Below are 15,543 nucleotides of genomic sequence, written 5' to 3'. Positions count from 1 at the left end.
TCGATCTACGCCGTCCATAGGAGAAACCCACCGCGCCCGATCGGTTGTCCCCAGCCCGGGTCCGTCGCGGGTTTCGGCACATCCGCGCACAGGCAGGCTGTCCGGCCGGTGCACCGAAACCCTCCCGACCTGGCCCAGGACGACCGACCGGAAGCCGCAACCACCAACCCGCCCAACGCCACGACGTGCACATCGTCAGGACCAGCACACCAACCAAGACGAAGTCAACCACGCCCCGACCACGCCGAAGGAGTTAAAACTCAAGCTAGGGAGCGTCCTCAAAGCCACATGAGCAGGGTGGCGAGGTCGATCATGCCTTGGTAGGACGTGGCGGTCTTGTCGTGGCGAGTCGCGATGGCGCGGTATTGCTTGAGGCGCTGGAAGCGGCGTTCGACCACGTTGCGGCGGCGGTAGGCGACCGGGTCGAACGCGGGCGGGCGGCCCTCGGACCGGCCCCGGCGCTGACGGTCGGGCCAACTGGTCGGCGCGCTCGGGAATGGTCGCGGCGATACCGCGCTGGCGGAGATGCTCGCGGATCGCGTGGGTGCTGTAGCCCTTGTCCGCGAGCACGTGGCGGGGTCGGTCCAGGGTCGGCCGCGGCCGGGTCGGGCATCCGTATCCCGGCCAGGACCTGGGTGAAGATGGTGCAGTCGTTGACGTTGCCGCCGGTCAGCACCACCGACAACGGCCGACCACGGGAGTCGCAGGCGAGATGGATCTTGGTGGTGGGTCCGCCCGGGAGCGGCCGATGGCATGATCATCTGGCTCGGTGTGCCCGTCGCAGGATCCGCTCGCCCCCCGCGTGCGCCGGAACGCGACGACGGCAGGCGCCGGCGGCGTGCTGGTGGGCGCGGGTGATCGAGGAGTCCACCGACACTTCCCGGTCCAGTTCCTCGACCGCCTCGGCGATCACCCGCACCCGCGCCACCAGCGTGGTCAGGGTGCCGTTGCGGGCCCAGCGCCAGAACCGGTTGTAGACCGTCTTCCGCGGCCGCCCCTTCGCCCCCGACACGGGCAACAACGGCTCAACCACTGCCCACTGCTCATCGGTCAACTCATGCCTACGCACCACGACACAAGATCAAGCCAGATCGCAGTCAACGACTTTGAGGACGCTCCCTAGCCGGCGACCTCGTCCAGGCGGTGCATCAGCCGGTGCGGGGTGTCCTCGCCGAGTGCGAACGGCGAGTCCGGCCACTCGTCGGGCTCCCGCTCGTCGAGCAGGTCCGTCGCCTCCAGGACCCACGTCGTGGCGCCCGCCGACGCCAGGCCCTGGGTGTCGGCGAGCGCCTCGATGCCGCCGGTCTGCTGGATCTGCACCAGCGCCTCGCTGAGACCGGCCACGTCGACGGGCTCGTCCTCGTCGTCGTAACTCTCGTGGTAGGCCTCCTTGCCGGCCTGGATCACGGCGAGCTCGTCGGTCACGACGAAGTCCACCCGGTGCAGCACGGTCAGCTTGGCGGACGGCTCACCCGCCTCCTCGAGGTCGTCCTCGGCCTCGGTCTCCTCGAGGTCGGCCGCTGACTCGGCTTCGTCGAGGTCGTCCTCGTCGTACAGGTCGTCGTAGGAGTAGTCGTCCTCCTCGTCCAGCCCGAGCGGCGGCACGGTGCCGGTGAACTCGTACTGCTTGTCGGCATACGCGGTCGCGGCGTCCTCCAGCTGCTCACCGGCCTCCGCGATCGCCTCCGCGTCGGCGTCCGTACCGGTCATCTCCAGCAGCGCCGCGCTGTGCTGGCGGATCGCCTCGACCAGGTTCGCCGCCGCGGTCCGGAACGACTCGCGGGCCTCGTCGGTCCACTGTGTGCCGTCCTCGTCCAGCTCGAACATTCAGCGATATCCCCTCACCGCGGCCCCGGGGCGGGCCGCACCGCGCAGGGACGCTACCCGAGCCACCTCACCACCCGACCGCGAGGATGGTGACGGCCGGTGGCACGGTCTGCGCTATCGAACCCACGATGCCATTGGGGAGATCCGGAAAGGCTCGCGTGATGTACCCGTGACTTTCCCGCACCCATGATCGGAGCCGGTGTCGGATCCCGCGGTCGGGCGTTTCGCCGAAGCCCGTCCGAGAATCCCGGTTCGCCGTACCCGTGGCACGCGCCCGGCGCGCCCGGCGCGTTCCATAATGGACGGTTAGCCGGCGCATGCAATTCACGATCCACGTCGACAAATCCCGGGAATGGTCCGTTGTGGATGCTCTTACGCGTATTGGCTATCGGTTCGATGCCCGGTCCGGGCGACGTGCCAGGATCACCGGTCGACACCACACCGCCACCTGCGCACCGACGGAGTGGAAGATCGCGCCGGACGGCAACATCGCTGGCGTCACCCCACTTTCGTTGTCACCCGAAAGGCCGCAGAGAAACCAGCGGACTATCACCGATCGTAGCCGGAATTCTCCGTGCACGGCCCACCTGCACGTGCACTTCAACAACTTGTTACCCGCCGGTTCCGAATCGTTATTTCCGCCTATTCCCCAGTATTCATTCGGGACGTAATCTCATATCTACAACACCTCGAGGTAGACCGCACCCAACTCACACTCTCCTTTTTCCTGTTGTTCCCTGGCACCCTCCTACCCGCACGAAACCCCTCATCACCGCCCTCGCCGAGCGTCGCAGGACCCCGGCGGCGTACCCCTGCGTCCCCTCCAGCACCGCAGACCAGGTCGTCGTCCTAGGCGCGCCGAAATGGCGGCCGCGCCTGCGTCGATCTGCGAGGTTTTCGACCACCGCTGGAGGCCGGCATGAGGCCGAACCACGTCGTCGGGCGCAGCTCACCGCCTTACCGAGTTCTTGTTCCGGTCCGGCCTTCGGGCACTGGCCTGCACCGCGCCGACCACCGTCCGGTGGCCGAGGCACCCGTGGCCGGCGCCCGCCTGGCGCTGTCCCTCGGCGTCCTGGTCGCGGTTCCCTTGCTGGCATTGAACCTGCGCCCCGCGGTGACGAGCGTGGGCGCGATGCTCATCGACATCCAGGCGGGTACGGGAATGTCGGCCGTGGTCGCGTCCGCGGTCGTCGCCGCGCCGGTCTGGTGCTTCGCCGTCGGCGGCGCGCTGGCGTGGTCGATGCGCTCGCGGTTCGGCACGTCGCGCACGGTGTCGCTGGCACTCGCCCTGCTCGCGGTGACGCTCGCGGCGCGCGTGCTCGGTGGGCCGTTGCTCTTGTTGGCCGGCACGGTCGTCGCGTGCCTCGCGATAGCCGTGCTCGGCACGCTGCTCCCGGTCATCACGCACGCGGCGCCGGCGCGCGCCTGGGCGCTACTGACCGGTTGCTATGTCGCGGCGATGGGCGGCGGCAGCGGGATCGGCGCGTTGATCACGCCGCAGGTGGCCGGGCACGGCTCGTGGCAGCTCGGGGTGAGCGGCTGGGCGCTGCTCGCCGCGGCGGCGTGGGCGGCGTGGCGGGTCGCGGCCCGGCGGTTCACCGAACCCACCGTCCGGACCAAGAAACACCCTGGCCCGGGCAGCCTGGCACCGGCCGGCTCGGCGTGGTCGCTGACACTCCACTTCGGACTGGCATCCGGCTTCACGTTCAGCATCATGGGCTGGCTGCCAAGCATCCTGCTCGACTACTCCCATGTGGACCCGCCGCGTGTCGAGTGGATGTTCACCGTGGCGATGGCGCTGGGTGTGCCGATCGCGTTGCTGGTGCCGCGCTGGGCACGTGCGACGGCAGGCCAGTCCGGTCTGGCGGTCGCGCTGGCGGCGCCGAGCCTGACGGCGATGATCGGCCTGCTGATGTTTCCCGGGTGGGCGCCGTGGCTGTGGTCGATCGGGCTGGGGCTGGGGATGCCGGCGGTCGGCCTCGCGCTGGCGATGATCTCGATGCGGGCCGCGCCGGACGGGGACACCGCGGCGGCGCTCTCGTCGATGGTGCAGGGCATCGGCTACGCGATCGCGGGCGCGACGGCGCTGGCGTGCGGGCTGCTGCACAGCTCGACCCAGTCGTGGGAGTGGCCACTGCTGGGGTTGCTGGTGGTCCTGTGTGGACAGATCGTCGCCGGCATGCACGCGGGCCTCCCGATCATGGTGTACACCGGCGGCCGCCCGCCGGTGTACGCGCCGGCGCAACGGATCCCCGCCCCGCTGCCGCCGGCTGCCCGCCGGGCCCTGCCATCGCGGCCACCGCGGCCTCAGCCGCCGCCGACGCATGTGCCCGTGCCGCCGGCCCGGATGGTGCCGGACCCGAGGTACGCGCCACCGATGCTCCCACCCGCATACCACACACCGATGGGTACGCCGCCCCGCGGCCTGCCCGGCTACGGCCCGGCCGCCACGCATCGTCCGATGGGCGGGCCGACGTGCCCGGTCGACGGCTACGGTCCCGTGACTGGTCCTGGCCCGGCGAACGGCCTCGGTTCGGTGGCCGGCCGTGGGCCGGCGTATCCGACGCACGGCCCGACGCCGCCGGCGCGACGCCCATTGCCGCCACGGCAAGGGATTCCCGAGCCGCGCGCTCCCGAGCCACACGTGCCCGAGCCGCGGGTCCCCGAGCCGCGGGTTCCCGAACCACCAGCGGACGACTCGAGGACCGAGTCGCTCATCCCGAAACCACGCACTACCGAGCCGCCGGCCAGCGATCCACCGATGACCGAGTCGCTGTCTGCGGGGCCAAAGGCCGACTCGGGTGCCGCGAAGGTCCCCGCCTGGGGTGCGGAGCCGGAGTCGTCCGCCATGGAGCGCGAACTCGAGGCACTGGTGCCCGAGCCACGCTCCGGCGAGTCACCAGGCCCCGCGGCGCCGGCATCGGTCGTCGCCTCGGCCGGGCCACGGACGGGCAACGGGTCGTCGCGCGCCCGTGAGTCGGTGAGCGAAACGCGGGTCGAGGCGGGAAACGGCGCGGGGGTCGAGGCGCACGCCGAACCGTGGGCCGACGTGCCTGTTCAGTTGGAGCTCGCGCTCGTGCTGGATCCGGCGCCGCGCCGGCCGGATCCGGATGTCCTCCAGGAGCGCACCATCCACATCCCCTACCCGCGCCAACCGAACTCGTAGCGGTTCAACGGCGAACCGTCCGCCAGGGGCTCCCGGCCACGCCATGGTCGGGAGCCCTACCCAGCGGGGGCGAGCCTAGGAGCTCGGCGGGACGAACCGGGTCAGCAAGGCCACCAACTGCGCCCACACGCCGGGCAGGAGCAACACCCCGGCCACCGTGAAAACCGGCACCAGCAACAGCTTCTCGACCCCACCACCGGTCCGGAACCGCAACCACCGCGGCGGGCGCAGCTCGTACCAGGTCTCGCCGGCGATGGGGATCGGCCACAGGAACGGGCAGCCCGACTTCGTGGCCGCGTCGCCCAGGCAGTGCATGACGCAGCCGAGCGCCACCGCGACTCCCACCCATCCGGTCGAAGTCGTGAGCGCGTCGTCCAGGCCGCCCAGCCACGCGGTGAAGCCCGCCGCCGTCGCGGAGACCACCAGCAGCCAGTCGCCCAGCACGTCCGCGGCGAGCAGGAGGCCGAACGCGACGATGCCGCCGACCGCCCACGCGCCGCCCAGCTCCGAGATCGCCGTCGCCGCCCAGCCGAGGAGGACCGCGAAGGCGACGGTGTGCGTCAGGTGCCGGTGCGTGCCCGTGCAGTCCTCGTCGCGTGGGCCCTTCGTCAGCGCGTACAGACCCCGCGAGCACAGCCGGAGCAGACGCGACAGCAGACCGGTCAGCGGGCCGAGGAACCTCGACGCCGTCGCCCGGGGGTGGTCGAGGTCGGGCAGCAGCGCGTAGCCGGCCGCCGCCGTGGCGAACGGCAGTACCTCGGGCAGCGTGTGCAGCCCGACCAGCGGCGCGACCACCAGGCCGGCACACCAGCCGGTCAGCGCGTGGCTGTGGCCCATCATCTCTCGCGGTCTCCTGAAGATCGGCAGCCAGTTGATCTTACGAGTCCACAAGGGAATGTCGGGCGCGCCACGCGGTGGGTGGGAGCCGGCGCGTGTTCCGATGCGCCGAGCAACGTAGTCGTGGCTGCTCTGTTCGGTCGTGAGTTGGTGAATCCCCTCCACGAACCGACTTCCGGCGGATGGTGACGGGTCCGGCCGGGCAGCACCCTGATCGTTGTGAAGCGGTCCCTGCGTCTCGTGCTCGCGTCGGTCCTGGTCGTGCTGGGCATGGTCGCCCTGTCGCTCGGTACGGCGCAGGCGGCCGACGGTGACGGTGACGGGCTCGACGACGGGCTCGAGGACGCGGTCGCCGCGAACTTCTATCCGTACGTGTGGTTCGACAGCGGCGAGGATTGCACCGCCCCGGCCGCCGAGGGCAACCCGGGCACGGCGGTCGCGCGGGTCCGGCCGCACCCGGCCGACGCGGGCAAGATCGCGATCACGTACGTGGTGCTGTACGCCGAGGACTGCGGCGACTGGTTCGGCGGCGGGCACAACGGCGACGTCGAGCCGTTCACGCTGACGCTCGCCCCGAACGGCGCCTGCCAGCACGGGTTCGGCGCGTTCTCACTGAAGACGATCGCGCACGAGGGCACCGCGTTCGAGCACGTCGACCAGGCCATGCTCGGCAACGCTTGCGACTGGGGGAGGCTCGCGGGCGGCTCGCCGCAGGTCGCGCGGATCTACTCGGCGGAGAACAAGCACGGCACCTACGCGACGACCGGGTCCTGTGAGGACGGTGCGCTGGGCAACGATCACTGTTCGGAGTCGTTCCTGCGCGACTACGACGTCGTGAACGCCGGCGAGGACGCCGCGCGCCGTGTCGACGAGCTGTCCGGCTTCCAGTTCCCGGGCGAGTTCGCGTGGACCGACCAGCCGTTCTCCGGCGGACTCGGCTCCGGCGGCGGCGACGCGGGCACGGTCCGGAGCAAGCTCCTCGACGACGGGCTGCTCGCGCCCGCGTTCTGATCACGACCGTCCGGGCGATCCTCTACACCGAGGCCGGTTTGTAGTATTCGGGCACCGGTAGGAGGAGGCGCACGCGTGGGCGTGGTCGTGGGAGTCGACGGCGCCGGGCGGACCTTCCGTCTCCGGCGGCTCGCCGGCGCCTTCGGAACGAAGGTGTGGTGGGCCGGCGGCGATCTCGAGGCCGGGCTGGCGCGGGCGCGGGCCGACGGCGCACTGGTCGTCGTGGACGACGCCCACCGGCTGAGCCCGGGCGCCCTCACCACCCTGGCGGTCGCCGCGCGCGACGGGGTCCCGATGATCATCTCCCGGCGGCCCACGATCGCGAGCCCGGAGCTGGCCGCTCTCGACGAGGCCGTCGCCGCCGGTGGCGTCGAGGTCGCGGGCGCGCTCGACCCCGACGAGGTGGCCACCCTGGTGGCGACGGCGACGGGCCGGACGGTGTCACCGGAGACGGCCGCCGCCGTGCACGAGGCATCGGCCGGGGTGGCGGCGGTGGCGGCCGCGCTCGCCGATGCGTTGGCCGTGTCGTCGGGGGTGTCGTCGGGGGTGCCGGGCGGGGCGGGCACCCGGCCTGGTGCCGGGCGAGGTGCGGGGCGTTCGGGTGGCGGGTCGAGTGTCGGGAGTGGCGGCGCTGGGTCGAGTGCCGGGCGAGATGTCGGGGGTGGCGGCGCTGGGTCGGGTGCCGGGAGTGGTGGCGTTGGGTCGGGTGCCGGGGGAGCTGTCGGGGGTGGCGGCGCTGGGTCGGTAGCCGGGCGCGGTACGGGTTCGGGCGGTGGGTCGGCGCGGGTGGCGGCAGTGTTGGGAGCGCCGGCGCCGACACTCGTGGCGCGGGTGCAGCGGCGGTTCGCCGTGCTGGGACCGGAGGTCTCCGCTGTCGCGCGGGTGCTCGCGCTGCGGCTCGATCTCGGGGACGAGGTGCTGGCCGCCGCGGCCGGGAACGTGGCCGGGTCCTCGGCTGGGGCTGGAGTCGGGGCTGGGAGTGGGGCCGGGTCGGCGGCAGGCGCCGTGGTTGGGTCCGGTGGGGGGTTGCCGGGGGCGCTGCGGACGCTTCGTGACGAGGGCATGCTCGTTCCGGATGGTGAGCGGATGATCCCGGCCGTGGCGCAGGCCGTGCTCGGGGAGCTATCCGCGGCCGAGCGGCGGCGGCTGCACGACAGCGTCGGCCGAGCGCTCGTCGCGGCCGGGGCCGAGCCCGTGGCGACCGCTATCCAGCTGCGTGCCGCTCGCCTGCGCACGCCCGCCGTCGCGGCGATCTACGTTCGTGCCGGTGAGGTGACGCGGTTCGCCGACCCCGCCGCCGCGCTCGCCTGGTTCGACGATGCCGACGAGTCCGGCGCCGACCCCGCCGACACCACCGCCGGGCGGGCCGAGACCCGCGCGCTGCTCGGCCTTCCGGTCGATGTCGACCTCCAGACCGAGAACTCCCGGCTGGCCCGCCTCGCCGGCGCGGCCGCCGCGCACGACGGCCGGACCGAGCGGGCCGCCGACACGCTCCTCGCCGCGGACCCGGTCCTGGCGGTGCCCGTGCTCGTCGGCGTCGGTCGGCTCGGGCAGGCGCGGGCCGTGTCCACGGGCGACCGCTTCGCCGAGGCCGCGCTGGCCGCCGCCGAGGATCCGGACGTCGCCGTGCCGTTGCTCATCGAGGCCGCCGAGGCCGCCGAGCGCGCCACCCCGGCCGCGGTCCTGCCCGACACCCCGCACGCCATCGGCGCGATCGTCGCCGTCGCCGCTGGGGACCTCGCCGCCGCCGAGCACCTGCTGGAGCGCGCGGCCGGCTTCGGCGGGCCCGTGGCCGCGCAGCGGCACCGGCTCCTGCTCGCCTGGGCGCGGATGCGGGCGGGCCGCTACGACGCCGCTCTCGTCGAGCTTGCCCGGCCCGAGCGGGAGTTGCCGGGCCGTGACCGCATGCTGCGCGCGGCCATCGCCGCCGGGGTCGCGCGACGGCGTGGGGACATCGCGGGGCTGCGTGCGGTGTGGGGCGGCGTCGAACCGGTGCTCGCGCGCCGGGTCGTGGACCTGTGGCAGTTGGAGGCGGCCGAGGAGCTGCTCGTCGCCGCCGCGCGGTTGCAGCAGCGCCGTCGTGTCGAGCCCGTGCTCGGACTGCTGGAGCGAACCGTCGACCGGCTCGGCCGACCGCCCGCGTGGGTGGCGGCCCTCGCCTGGCTGCGTGTCCAGGTGGGCGTCGCCGCCGGGGACGTGGCGGAGGTCACGGCACAGGTGCGCCGTTTCGAACCGGGCGCCGGACCGCGGGGTGACGCCCAGTGCGAGGCCGCCGCGCTGTGGGCGGAACTGCTTGCCGGCACGGCGGTCCCGGCGGACACCGTGCTCGCGGTGACCGACCGGCTCGCCGCCGCGCAGCTGCCCTGGGAGGCGTCCCGGCTCACCGGACAGGCCGCCATCCACACCGCCGACCCGCTCGTCGCCCGCCGGCTGCTGGAGCGCGCCCGTGAACTGTCCGAACCGGACTCGACGGCCGCCGAGCCGCGGCCCGCGGCCAAGGTCGGCCGGGCCGGCACCCTCTCCGAACGGGAGCTCGCGGTCGCCAAGCTCGTGCTCGCCGGGAGCACCCACCGGGAGATTGGCGCGCAGCTCTACATCGCACCGAAGACCGTCGAGCACCACGTCGCCCGCATCCGCTCGAAGCTCGGCGCGGGGTCGCGGGCCGAGCTGCTCGCGGTGCTCCGGGAGATCGTCTCTGACCCTGGGTGACCAGCCGAGCGCCGGGCGCTCCATCCGGTGTCCGGACAGGGGTTTCGCCGAGTTTTCCGTGGCTGTACCGACACGTCCGAGGGCTAGCCTCCGATCTATCCCCTAGCGGCCCCCCAACGTCATGGGGGTCTCCCCGATGCCCGGACGCGATCTTCCCTCGCAATCTGGTGTCACGCCCGACGAAGGCCCGGGCCGCAGCCCGATCGAGGAGGAAGCATGCCCATCAACGTCACCGAGGTCATCCAGGAGTTCATCCGCAACCTGCTCACCGACCGGAACTTCGCCGTCCAGTACGCCGGGGACCAGCACGGGATGCTCGCCGCACAGGGCGTGACCGACCATGATCTGTCCGCAGTGGACATGCAGGCCGCCGTAGGGGCGGCGTGCGCCGATCCCTCGGTGCCGCAGGAGGTCAGATCCGCGGTGCAGAGCGGCTACAGCGGTGGCGGGGGTCCGGGGTCGGCCGCCGGCCACACGCAGAGCGTCGAGCAGGTCATCCAGCACCTCAACTACGTCACCTACCAGACCTACGAGGGCGACGACTACATCACGAACCTGATCGACAACAGCGTGGACAACAGCGTTGACATCGAGGGCAACGTGTTCGGCGACGTGGACGTCAACAACGCCTCCGGTGACGGCAGCCAGATCATCGACGGCGACAACCTCGGTCAGGCCAACACCGGTGACGGCGCGGTCCTGGCCGGCGACGACGCCTCGGGTGTGAACACGGGCGTCAACACCGGCATCAACGCCGGCGGCGACGTGGAGAACGCGGTCGTGGGCGACGACAACCAAACCGCGCAGGTGCAGGGCAGCGCCGACGGCACGGTGTTCAACTTCGGCGGCGGCGACGTCTCGAACGTCTCCGGCAACACGTTGGAGGAAGGTTCGGCCATCGCGTCCGGCGGCGGCGACGCCAGCGGCACCAACATCGACGTCGAGGACAACGACACCAACGTCATCACCGAGGTGACCGACAGCCACGACACCGTCACCGCCATCCAGGACAACGACAACACGGTGAACGAGGACAACGACATCGTGGTGGTCGAGGACAACGACACGGCGGTCAGCGGCGACGACACGCTCGCCGCGCAGTAGTAGAGCCGCGCCAGGAAGGACGCCTTGCGGTCGCTCAGCGTCCGTAAGGCGTCCTTCCTGGCGCACCGTCCACACAGGAGCGATCATGACCAAGTCGGCCACCGCCCCGGCCGCCGGACCGGCAGTCCGCGCGACGGATCTGGTGGACCTGGGGCTGCGTGCCTGCGAGGCGTTCGACCGGCCGGACCTCGGCGTCCGGCTGACCGAGGCCAAGCGACGGCTCGCCGACCCGGTGATCAACGTCGTCGTCGCCGGTGAGTTCAAGCAGGGCAAGAGCTCGCTCGTCAACGCGCTCGTGGGCGCGCCCGTCTGCCCGGTGGACGACGACGCCGCGACCGCGATCCCGACTTTCGTGCGGCACGGCGAGACCGCGGCCGCGGAAGTGCTGCGGGACGACGCGCCCCGCGAGGGGATCGACCTGACCGACGTGCGCCGGCACGTCGTCGAGGAGCCGGCCAACGGGGACGTCGACCCGGCGCGGGTGACCGGCGTCGAGATCCGCATCCCGCGCTCGATCCTCGCCACCGGCCTGGTCCTCGTCGACACACCCGGCATCGGCGGGCTCGGCTCCGCGCACTCCACGGCGAGCCTCGCGGCGATCTCCCTCGCCGACGCCGTCCTGTTCGTGACCAGTGCCGCGCAGGAGCTGACCCGCAGCGAGATGGAGTTCCTGCACCGCGCCCGGTCGATGTGCCCGACCGTGGCCTGCGTGTTCACCAAGACAGACTTCTACCCGGCATGGCGGCGCATCCGCGACCTCGACGCCGGGCACCTCGCCGCGGCCGGAGTGGACATCCCGCTGATCCCGGTGTCGTCCGCGCTGCGGGCCCGCGCGGTGAAGAACAGCGACACCGACCTCAACGGCGAGTCCGGCTTTCCCGCGCTGATCCAGCTCGTGCGCGACCAGGTCGGCGGGACCGCCGAGAAGCGGCTCGCCACCGAGGCCGCAGCCGAGGTCGTGGCCCTGTGCGACCACCTCGAGACGTCGTTCGCCGCCGAGCGCGCCGCGCTCGCCGACCCCGCCGAGGCCCAGCGCGTGGTCGACGAGTTGACCGAGGTCAAGTCGCGGGTGGAGGCGCTGAAGACGGCCGCGGCGAAGTGGAACCAGACGCTGAGCGACGGGATCGGCGACCTCAGCTCCGACCTCGACTTCGACCTGCGCTCCCGGATCCGCGAGGTCACCAAGGAGGCCGACGCGGCCATCGAGGCCGGTGACCCGGCCGACACGTGGGCGGAGATCGGCCCGTGGCTCCAGTCGCGGACGGCGGCCGAGCTGCTGACCAACTACGAGTTCCTGCTCGCCCGCGCCACCGACCTGAGCGAGCGGGTGGGCGAGCACTTCCGCGAGGCGTCGGGCGGCCTGTACCGGCAGTTCGACGTGCACGACCCGACGCGCCTCGCCGACGCCGGCCCGATCGGCGACGATCTCGACCTGAAGAAGATGCGTGCGGGCAAGCAGGCGATGGTCGCGCTCAAGAGCGCCTACGGCGGCGCGATGATGTTCACTCTCCTCGGCAGCATGGTGGGCATCATGCTCGGGCCGATCGGCATCGGCATCGGGCTGGTGCTCGGGCATCGCGGGCTGCGCGAGGAGAAGAAACGGCAGATCCAGAAACGGCGCACCGAAGCCAAGAACGAGACGCGCAAGTACTGCGACAAGATCACGTTCGTCGCCGGCAAGGACTCCAAGGACACGCTGCGCCGGGTGCAGCGCGAGCTGCGCGACCACTACACCGCGCTCGCCGAGGAGCTGAACAAGTCCAACGCCAAGGCGCTGACCGCGGCGTCCGAGGCCGCCAAGAAGACCCAGGCCGAGCGGGAGACGCGGCTCAAGGACGTCGACGCCGAGCTGGGCCGGCTGCGCCAGCTCCGCGAGCTTGCGGAAGGGCTCGCGTCCGGGATGGCTTCGGGGGTGGCCAAGTGAGCGGGGTTTGCGGGGCGAGCTATCGAGCTTGGGGTGACCGTGAGGGGCGGCGCTGTGTCTGTGAGGGGGCGTTTGTTCGCGGGGTTTGCGGGGCGAGCTATCGAGCTTGGGGTGACCGTGAGGGGCGGCGCCGAGCCTGTGAGGGGGCGTTTGTTCGCGGAGCTTGCGGGGCGAACCATCGAACACAGGGCGACCGCGAGCGGCGGCGCCGAGCCTGCGAGGGGGCGTTTGTTCGCGGGGTTTGCGGAGCGAACCATCGAACACAGGGCGACCGCGAGCGGCGGCACCGAGCCTGCGAGGGGGCGTCGTGAGCGCCGTCGCGAGCGAGCCGGTGAAACAGACCCTTGTGGACCGTACCCGGGCGGTGCTCACCCACGGGCTCGACGTCTACCGGGGCACGCCGCACGCCGGCCGGCTGGCCGCCCTGCGCGACCGGCTCGACCAGCCGCTGCGGGTGGCGGTCGCCGGGCGGGTCAAGGCCGGCAAGTCCACTTTGCTCAACGCGCTCGTCGGGGAGCGGCTGGCGCCGACCGACGCGGGCGAGTGCACCCGCATCGTCACCTGGTACGAGGACGGGCACACCTACCAGGTGCGGGCCCACCTGGCCCAGGCGCCGCCGCGGCAGCTGCGGTTCGCCCGGGAGAACGGGCAGCTCGACATCGACCTGGGCGGGCTCGCGGCCGCCGACGTCGAGGAGCTCGTCGTGACCTGGCCGGCCCAGGCGCTGCGCGCGGTGACGCTGGTCGACACGCCGGGTATCGGCTCGCTGACGGAGTCGGCGTCGCGGCGGACGTGGGATCTGCTGGTGCCCGACGAGGAGGAGACGCCGGCCGACGCGGTCGTCTACCTCATGCGCCACCTGCACGCGGGTGACGTCGAGTTCCTGCGCGCGTTCCACGACTCGGAGGTGTCCCGGCCCAGCCCGGTGAACGCGATCGGCGTGCTGTCGCGAGCGGACGAGATCGCGGTCGGCCGGCTGGACTCGATGGCGTCGGCCCGGCGCGTCGCGACCCGGCTCGGCGAGGACCCGAGCGTTCGGCGGCTCGTGCAGTCGGTGATCCCGGTGGCCGGGTTGCTCGCGGAGACTTCGGTGACGCTCACCGAGGAGGAGGTCGGCCGGCTGCGCACGATCGCGGACCTCGAGGTGCGGGACGCGGAGGAGCTGCTGCTCTCGGCGGACCGGTTCGTGTCCACCCGGCCGGAGCTGGGCCTCACCGAGCCGGAGCGGACGTCGTTGCTCGACCGGTTCGGGCTCTTCGGCGTGCGGCTGGCGAGCACGATGCTGCGCCGCAAGGTCGCCGGCACCGCCACGGACCTGGCCCGGGAGCTGGCCGAGCGCAGCGGGCTCAACCAGTTGCAGGACCTGCTGTCGTCACTGTTCTTCGAGCGGCGCGACGTGCTGAAGTGCCGCTCGGCGCTGCTCGCGGTGGGCGAGGTGGTCCGGGAGCTGCCGCTGCCGGGGTCGGACTCGCTGGCCGCGGAGGTAGAGGCGGTCGTGGCGTCCGCGCACCCGTTCAACGAGCTGCGTGTGCTGTCCGGGCTGCGGTCGGGGTGGGTGGCCGGCAAGGAGGAGGTCGTCGCCGAGCTGGAGCGGGTGATCGGCGGTGCGGGCGGCGCGACCCACCAGCGGCTGCGGCTGCCGCCCGACGCCCCCGGCCCCGACCTCGCCGCCGCGGCGACCGACGCCCTGACCCGCTGGCAGCGTCGCGCGGAGAACCCGTTCACCAGCTACGAGCTCGCGGTCGCCGCCCGGGTGGCCGTCCGCTCGTGCGAAGGCATATTGGCCGATCTGTCCCCTCACTGACCCGTCCCAGACTCTCGGAGCCCGCCATGTACGCACTCGGTATCGACCTCGGCACGACGTTCACCGCGGCGGCGATCTGGCGCGACGGTCGCGCGCAGATCATGTCGCTCGGTGGCCGCGGCGCCGCGATCCCCTCGGTGGTGCTGCTCCGCGAGGACGAGACGTTCCTGACCGGCGAGGCCGCCAACCGGCGCGGCCTGACCGAGCCGAACCGGGTCGCGCGCGAGTTCAAGCGGCGCCTGGGCGACACGACGCCGATCATGCTGGGCGGCACGCCGCACTCCGCGGAGTCGCTGATGTCCCACCTGCTGCGGGCCGTGGTGTCCGAAGTGGTCACCCGAGAGGGAGAGCCGCCGTCGTCGGTGTGCGTGTCGCACCCGGCGAACTGGGGTCCGTACAAGATCGACCTGCTGCGGCAGGCGGTGCGGATGGCGGACCTGCCATCCGTCACCCTCGCCACCGAGCCGGAGGCCGCGGCGGTGAACTACGCGCAGGAGCAGCGTCTCGGCGTCGGCGCGGTCGTCGCCGTGTACGACCTGGGCGGCGGCACGTTCGACGCGGCCGTGCTCCGGCGCAACGCCACCGGGTTCGCGATCCTGGGCGAGCCGGAGGGCATCGAGCGCCTGGGCGGCATCGACTTCGACGCGGCCGTGTTCAACCACGTCCGGGTCTCCCTGGGGAACAAGCTGGACGACCTCGACGAGGACGACCCGGCGGCGATCGCGGCGGTGGCGCGGCTGCGGGAGGAGTGCGTGGCCGCGAAGGAGGCGCTGTCGGCCGACACGGACACGGCGATCCCGGTGCTGCTGCCGTCGGTGACCACCGAGGTCCGGCTGACCCGTGGCGAGCTGGAGTCGATGGTCCGGCCGTCGCTGCACGGGTCCATCGAGGCGCTGCAGCGGGCGGTGCGCACGGCGGGTCTGTCGGCGGCGGAGCTGCACTCGGTTCTGCTCGTCGGCGGCTCGTCCCGGATGCCGATCGTGGGCCAGCTGGTATCGGCCGAACTGGGCCGACCGGTGGCGGTGGACACGCACCCCAAGCACGCGGTGGCGTTGGGGGCGGCGTGGCTGGCCGGCGGTGCGGTCGGCGGTTTGGGGGGTGGGGTGGCACCGGGCGTGCCCACCGTCGCCGCCGGTCCCGGCGCGCCGGGTGGTCCTGGCG

The 15,543-nt window shown here is 72.5% G+C and carries 11 protein-coding genes; 7 read left to right on the top strand and 4 right to left on the bottom strand.

All coding sequences use genetic code 11. The features are described 5' to 3' along the window. Positions 1 to 278: 278 nt before the first annotated feature. The 3 genes from ACRDTB_RS32415 to ACRDTB_RS32405 all read right to left on the bottom strand — a co-directional run bounded on the left by ACRDTB_RS32415 (position 279) and on the right by ACRDTB_RS32405 (position 1,827). A complete protein-coding gene (locus tag ACRDTB_RS32415; protein ID WP_431436015.1) occupies positions 279 to 398 on the bottom strand; it encodes a hypothetical protein in 120 nt (39 codons plus the stop codon). 359 nt (positions 399 to 757) lie between these two features. Further along, positions 758 to 1,033 (bottom strand): hypothetical protein, encoded by a 276-nt coding sequence (locus ACRDTB_RS32410; RefSeq protein WP_431436013.1) that lies wholly within the window; start codon positions 1,031 to 1,033, stop codon positions 758 to 760. Positions 1,034 to 1,119: 86 nt separating this feature from the next. After that, on the bottom strand, positions 1,120 to 1,827 hold the full coding sequence (locus ACRDTB_RS32405) for a hypothetical protein (RefSeq protein WP_431436012.1): 708 nt from the start codon (positions 1,825 to 1,827) through the stop codon (positions 1,120 to 1,122). Between the two features lie 1,021 nt (positions 1,828 to 2,848). On the opposite strand from ACRDTB_RS32405, the gene ACRDTB_RS32400 reads away from it, so the two are divergent. Then, a complete protein-coding gene (locus tag ACRDTB_RS32400; protein WP_431436011.1) occupies positions 2,849 to 4,993 on the top strand; it encodes an MFS transporter in 2,145 nt (714 codons plus the stop codon). A 75-nt stretch (positions 4,994 to 5,068) separates the two neighbouring features. Here ACRDTB_RS32400 and ACRDTB_RS32395 read toward each other — a convergent pair whose 3' ends face one another. Next, positions 5,069 to 5,833, bottom strand: a complete 765-nt coding sequence (locus tag ACRDTB_RS32395) for a metal-dependent hydrolase (protein WP_431436010.1) — start codon at positions 5,831 to 5,833, stop codon at positions 5,069 to 5,071. Positions 5,834 to 6,049: 216 nt separating this feature from the next. Between ACRDTB_RS32395 and ACRDTB_RS32390 the strand changes: the two genes are divergently transcribed. From ACRDTB_RS32390 to ACRDTB_RS32365, 6 genes are all read left to right on the top strand, one after another. Continuing rightward, on the top strand, positions 6,050 to 6,841 hold the full coding sequence (locus tag ACRDTB_RS32390; RefSeq protein WP_431436009.1) for a hypothetical protein: 792 nt from the start codon (positions 6,050 to 6,052) through the stop codon (positions 6,839 to 6,841). A gap of 75 nt (positions 6,842 to 6,916) precedes the next feature. Continuing rightward, positions 6,917 to 9,550 carry a LuxR C-terminal-related transcriptional regulator gene (locus tag ACRDTB_RS32385; protein WP_431436008.1) on the top strand — a complete coding sequence of 878 codons (2,634 nt, stop codon included), beginning with the start codon at positions 6,917 to 6,919 and terminating at the stop codon, positions 9,548 to 9,550. Between the two features lie 216 nt (positions 9,551 to 9,766). Then, positions 9,767 to 10,654 (top strand): hypothetical protein, encoded by an 888-nt coding sequence (locus ACRDTB_RS32380; protein ID WP_431436007.1) that lies wholly within the window; start codon positions 9,767 to 9,769, stop codon positions 10,652 to 10,654. 85 nt (positions 10,655 to 10,739) lie between these two features. Continuing rightward, a complete protein-coding gene (locus tag ACRDTB_RS32375) occupies positions 10,740 to 12,578 on the top strand; it encodes a dynamin family protein (protein ID WP_431436006.1) in 1,839 nt (612 codons plus the stop codon). A gap of 307 nt (positions 12,579 to 12,885) precedes the next feature. Next, complete coding sequence (locus ACRDTB_RS32370; RefSeq protein ID WP_431436005.1) at positions 12,886 to 14,382, top strand: dynamin family protein; 1,497 nt, start codon at positions 12,886 to 12,888, stop codon at positions 14,380 to 14,382. A 26-nt stretch (positions 14,383 to 14,408) separates the two neighbouring features. After that, the coding region (locus ACRDTB_RS32365; RefSeq protein ID WP_431436004.1) for an Hsp70 family protein at positions 14,409 to 15,543 on the top strand (1,135 nt) is incomplete at its 3' end.

The sequence above is a fragment of the Actinophytocola sp. genome (assembly GCF_050699935.1).
GTDB lineage: Bacteria > Actinomycetota > Actinomycetes > Mycobacteriales > Pseudonocardiaceae > Actinophytocola.
The sequence above is the reverse complement of the archived record's forward strand: the minus strand, read 5'-3'. Positions and strand labels throughout refer to the sequence as shown.

What these genes read in the sequence shown, in the direction of transcription:
- ACRDTB_RS32405 (WP_431436012.1), bottom strand. Translation starts at nt 1,827, where the DNA reads ATGTTCGAGCTGGACGAGGACGGCACACAGTGGACCGACGAGGCCCGC.
- ACRDTB_RS32395 (WP_431436010.1), bottom strand. Translation starts at nt 5,833, where the DNA reads ATGATGGGCCACAGCCACGCGCTGACCGGCTGGTGTGCCGGCCTGGTG.
- ACRDTB_RS32380 (WP_431436007.1), top strand. Translation starts at nt 9,767, where the DNA reads ATGCCCATCAACGTCACCGAGGTCATCCAGGAGTTCATCCGCAACCTG.
- ACRDTB_RS32375 (WP_431436006.1), top strand. Translation starts at nt 10,740, where the DNA reads ATGACCAAGTCGGCCACCGCCCCGGCCGCCGGACCGGCAGTCCGCGCG.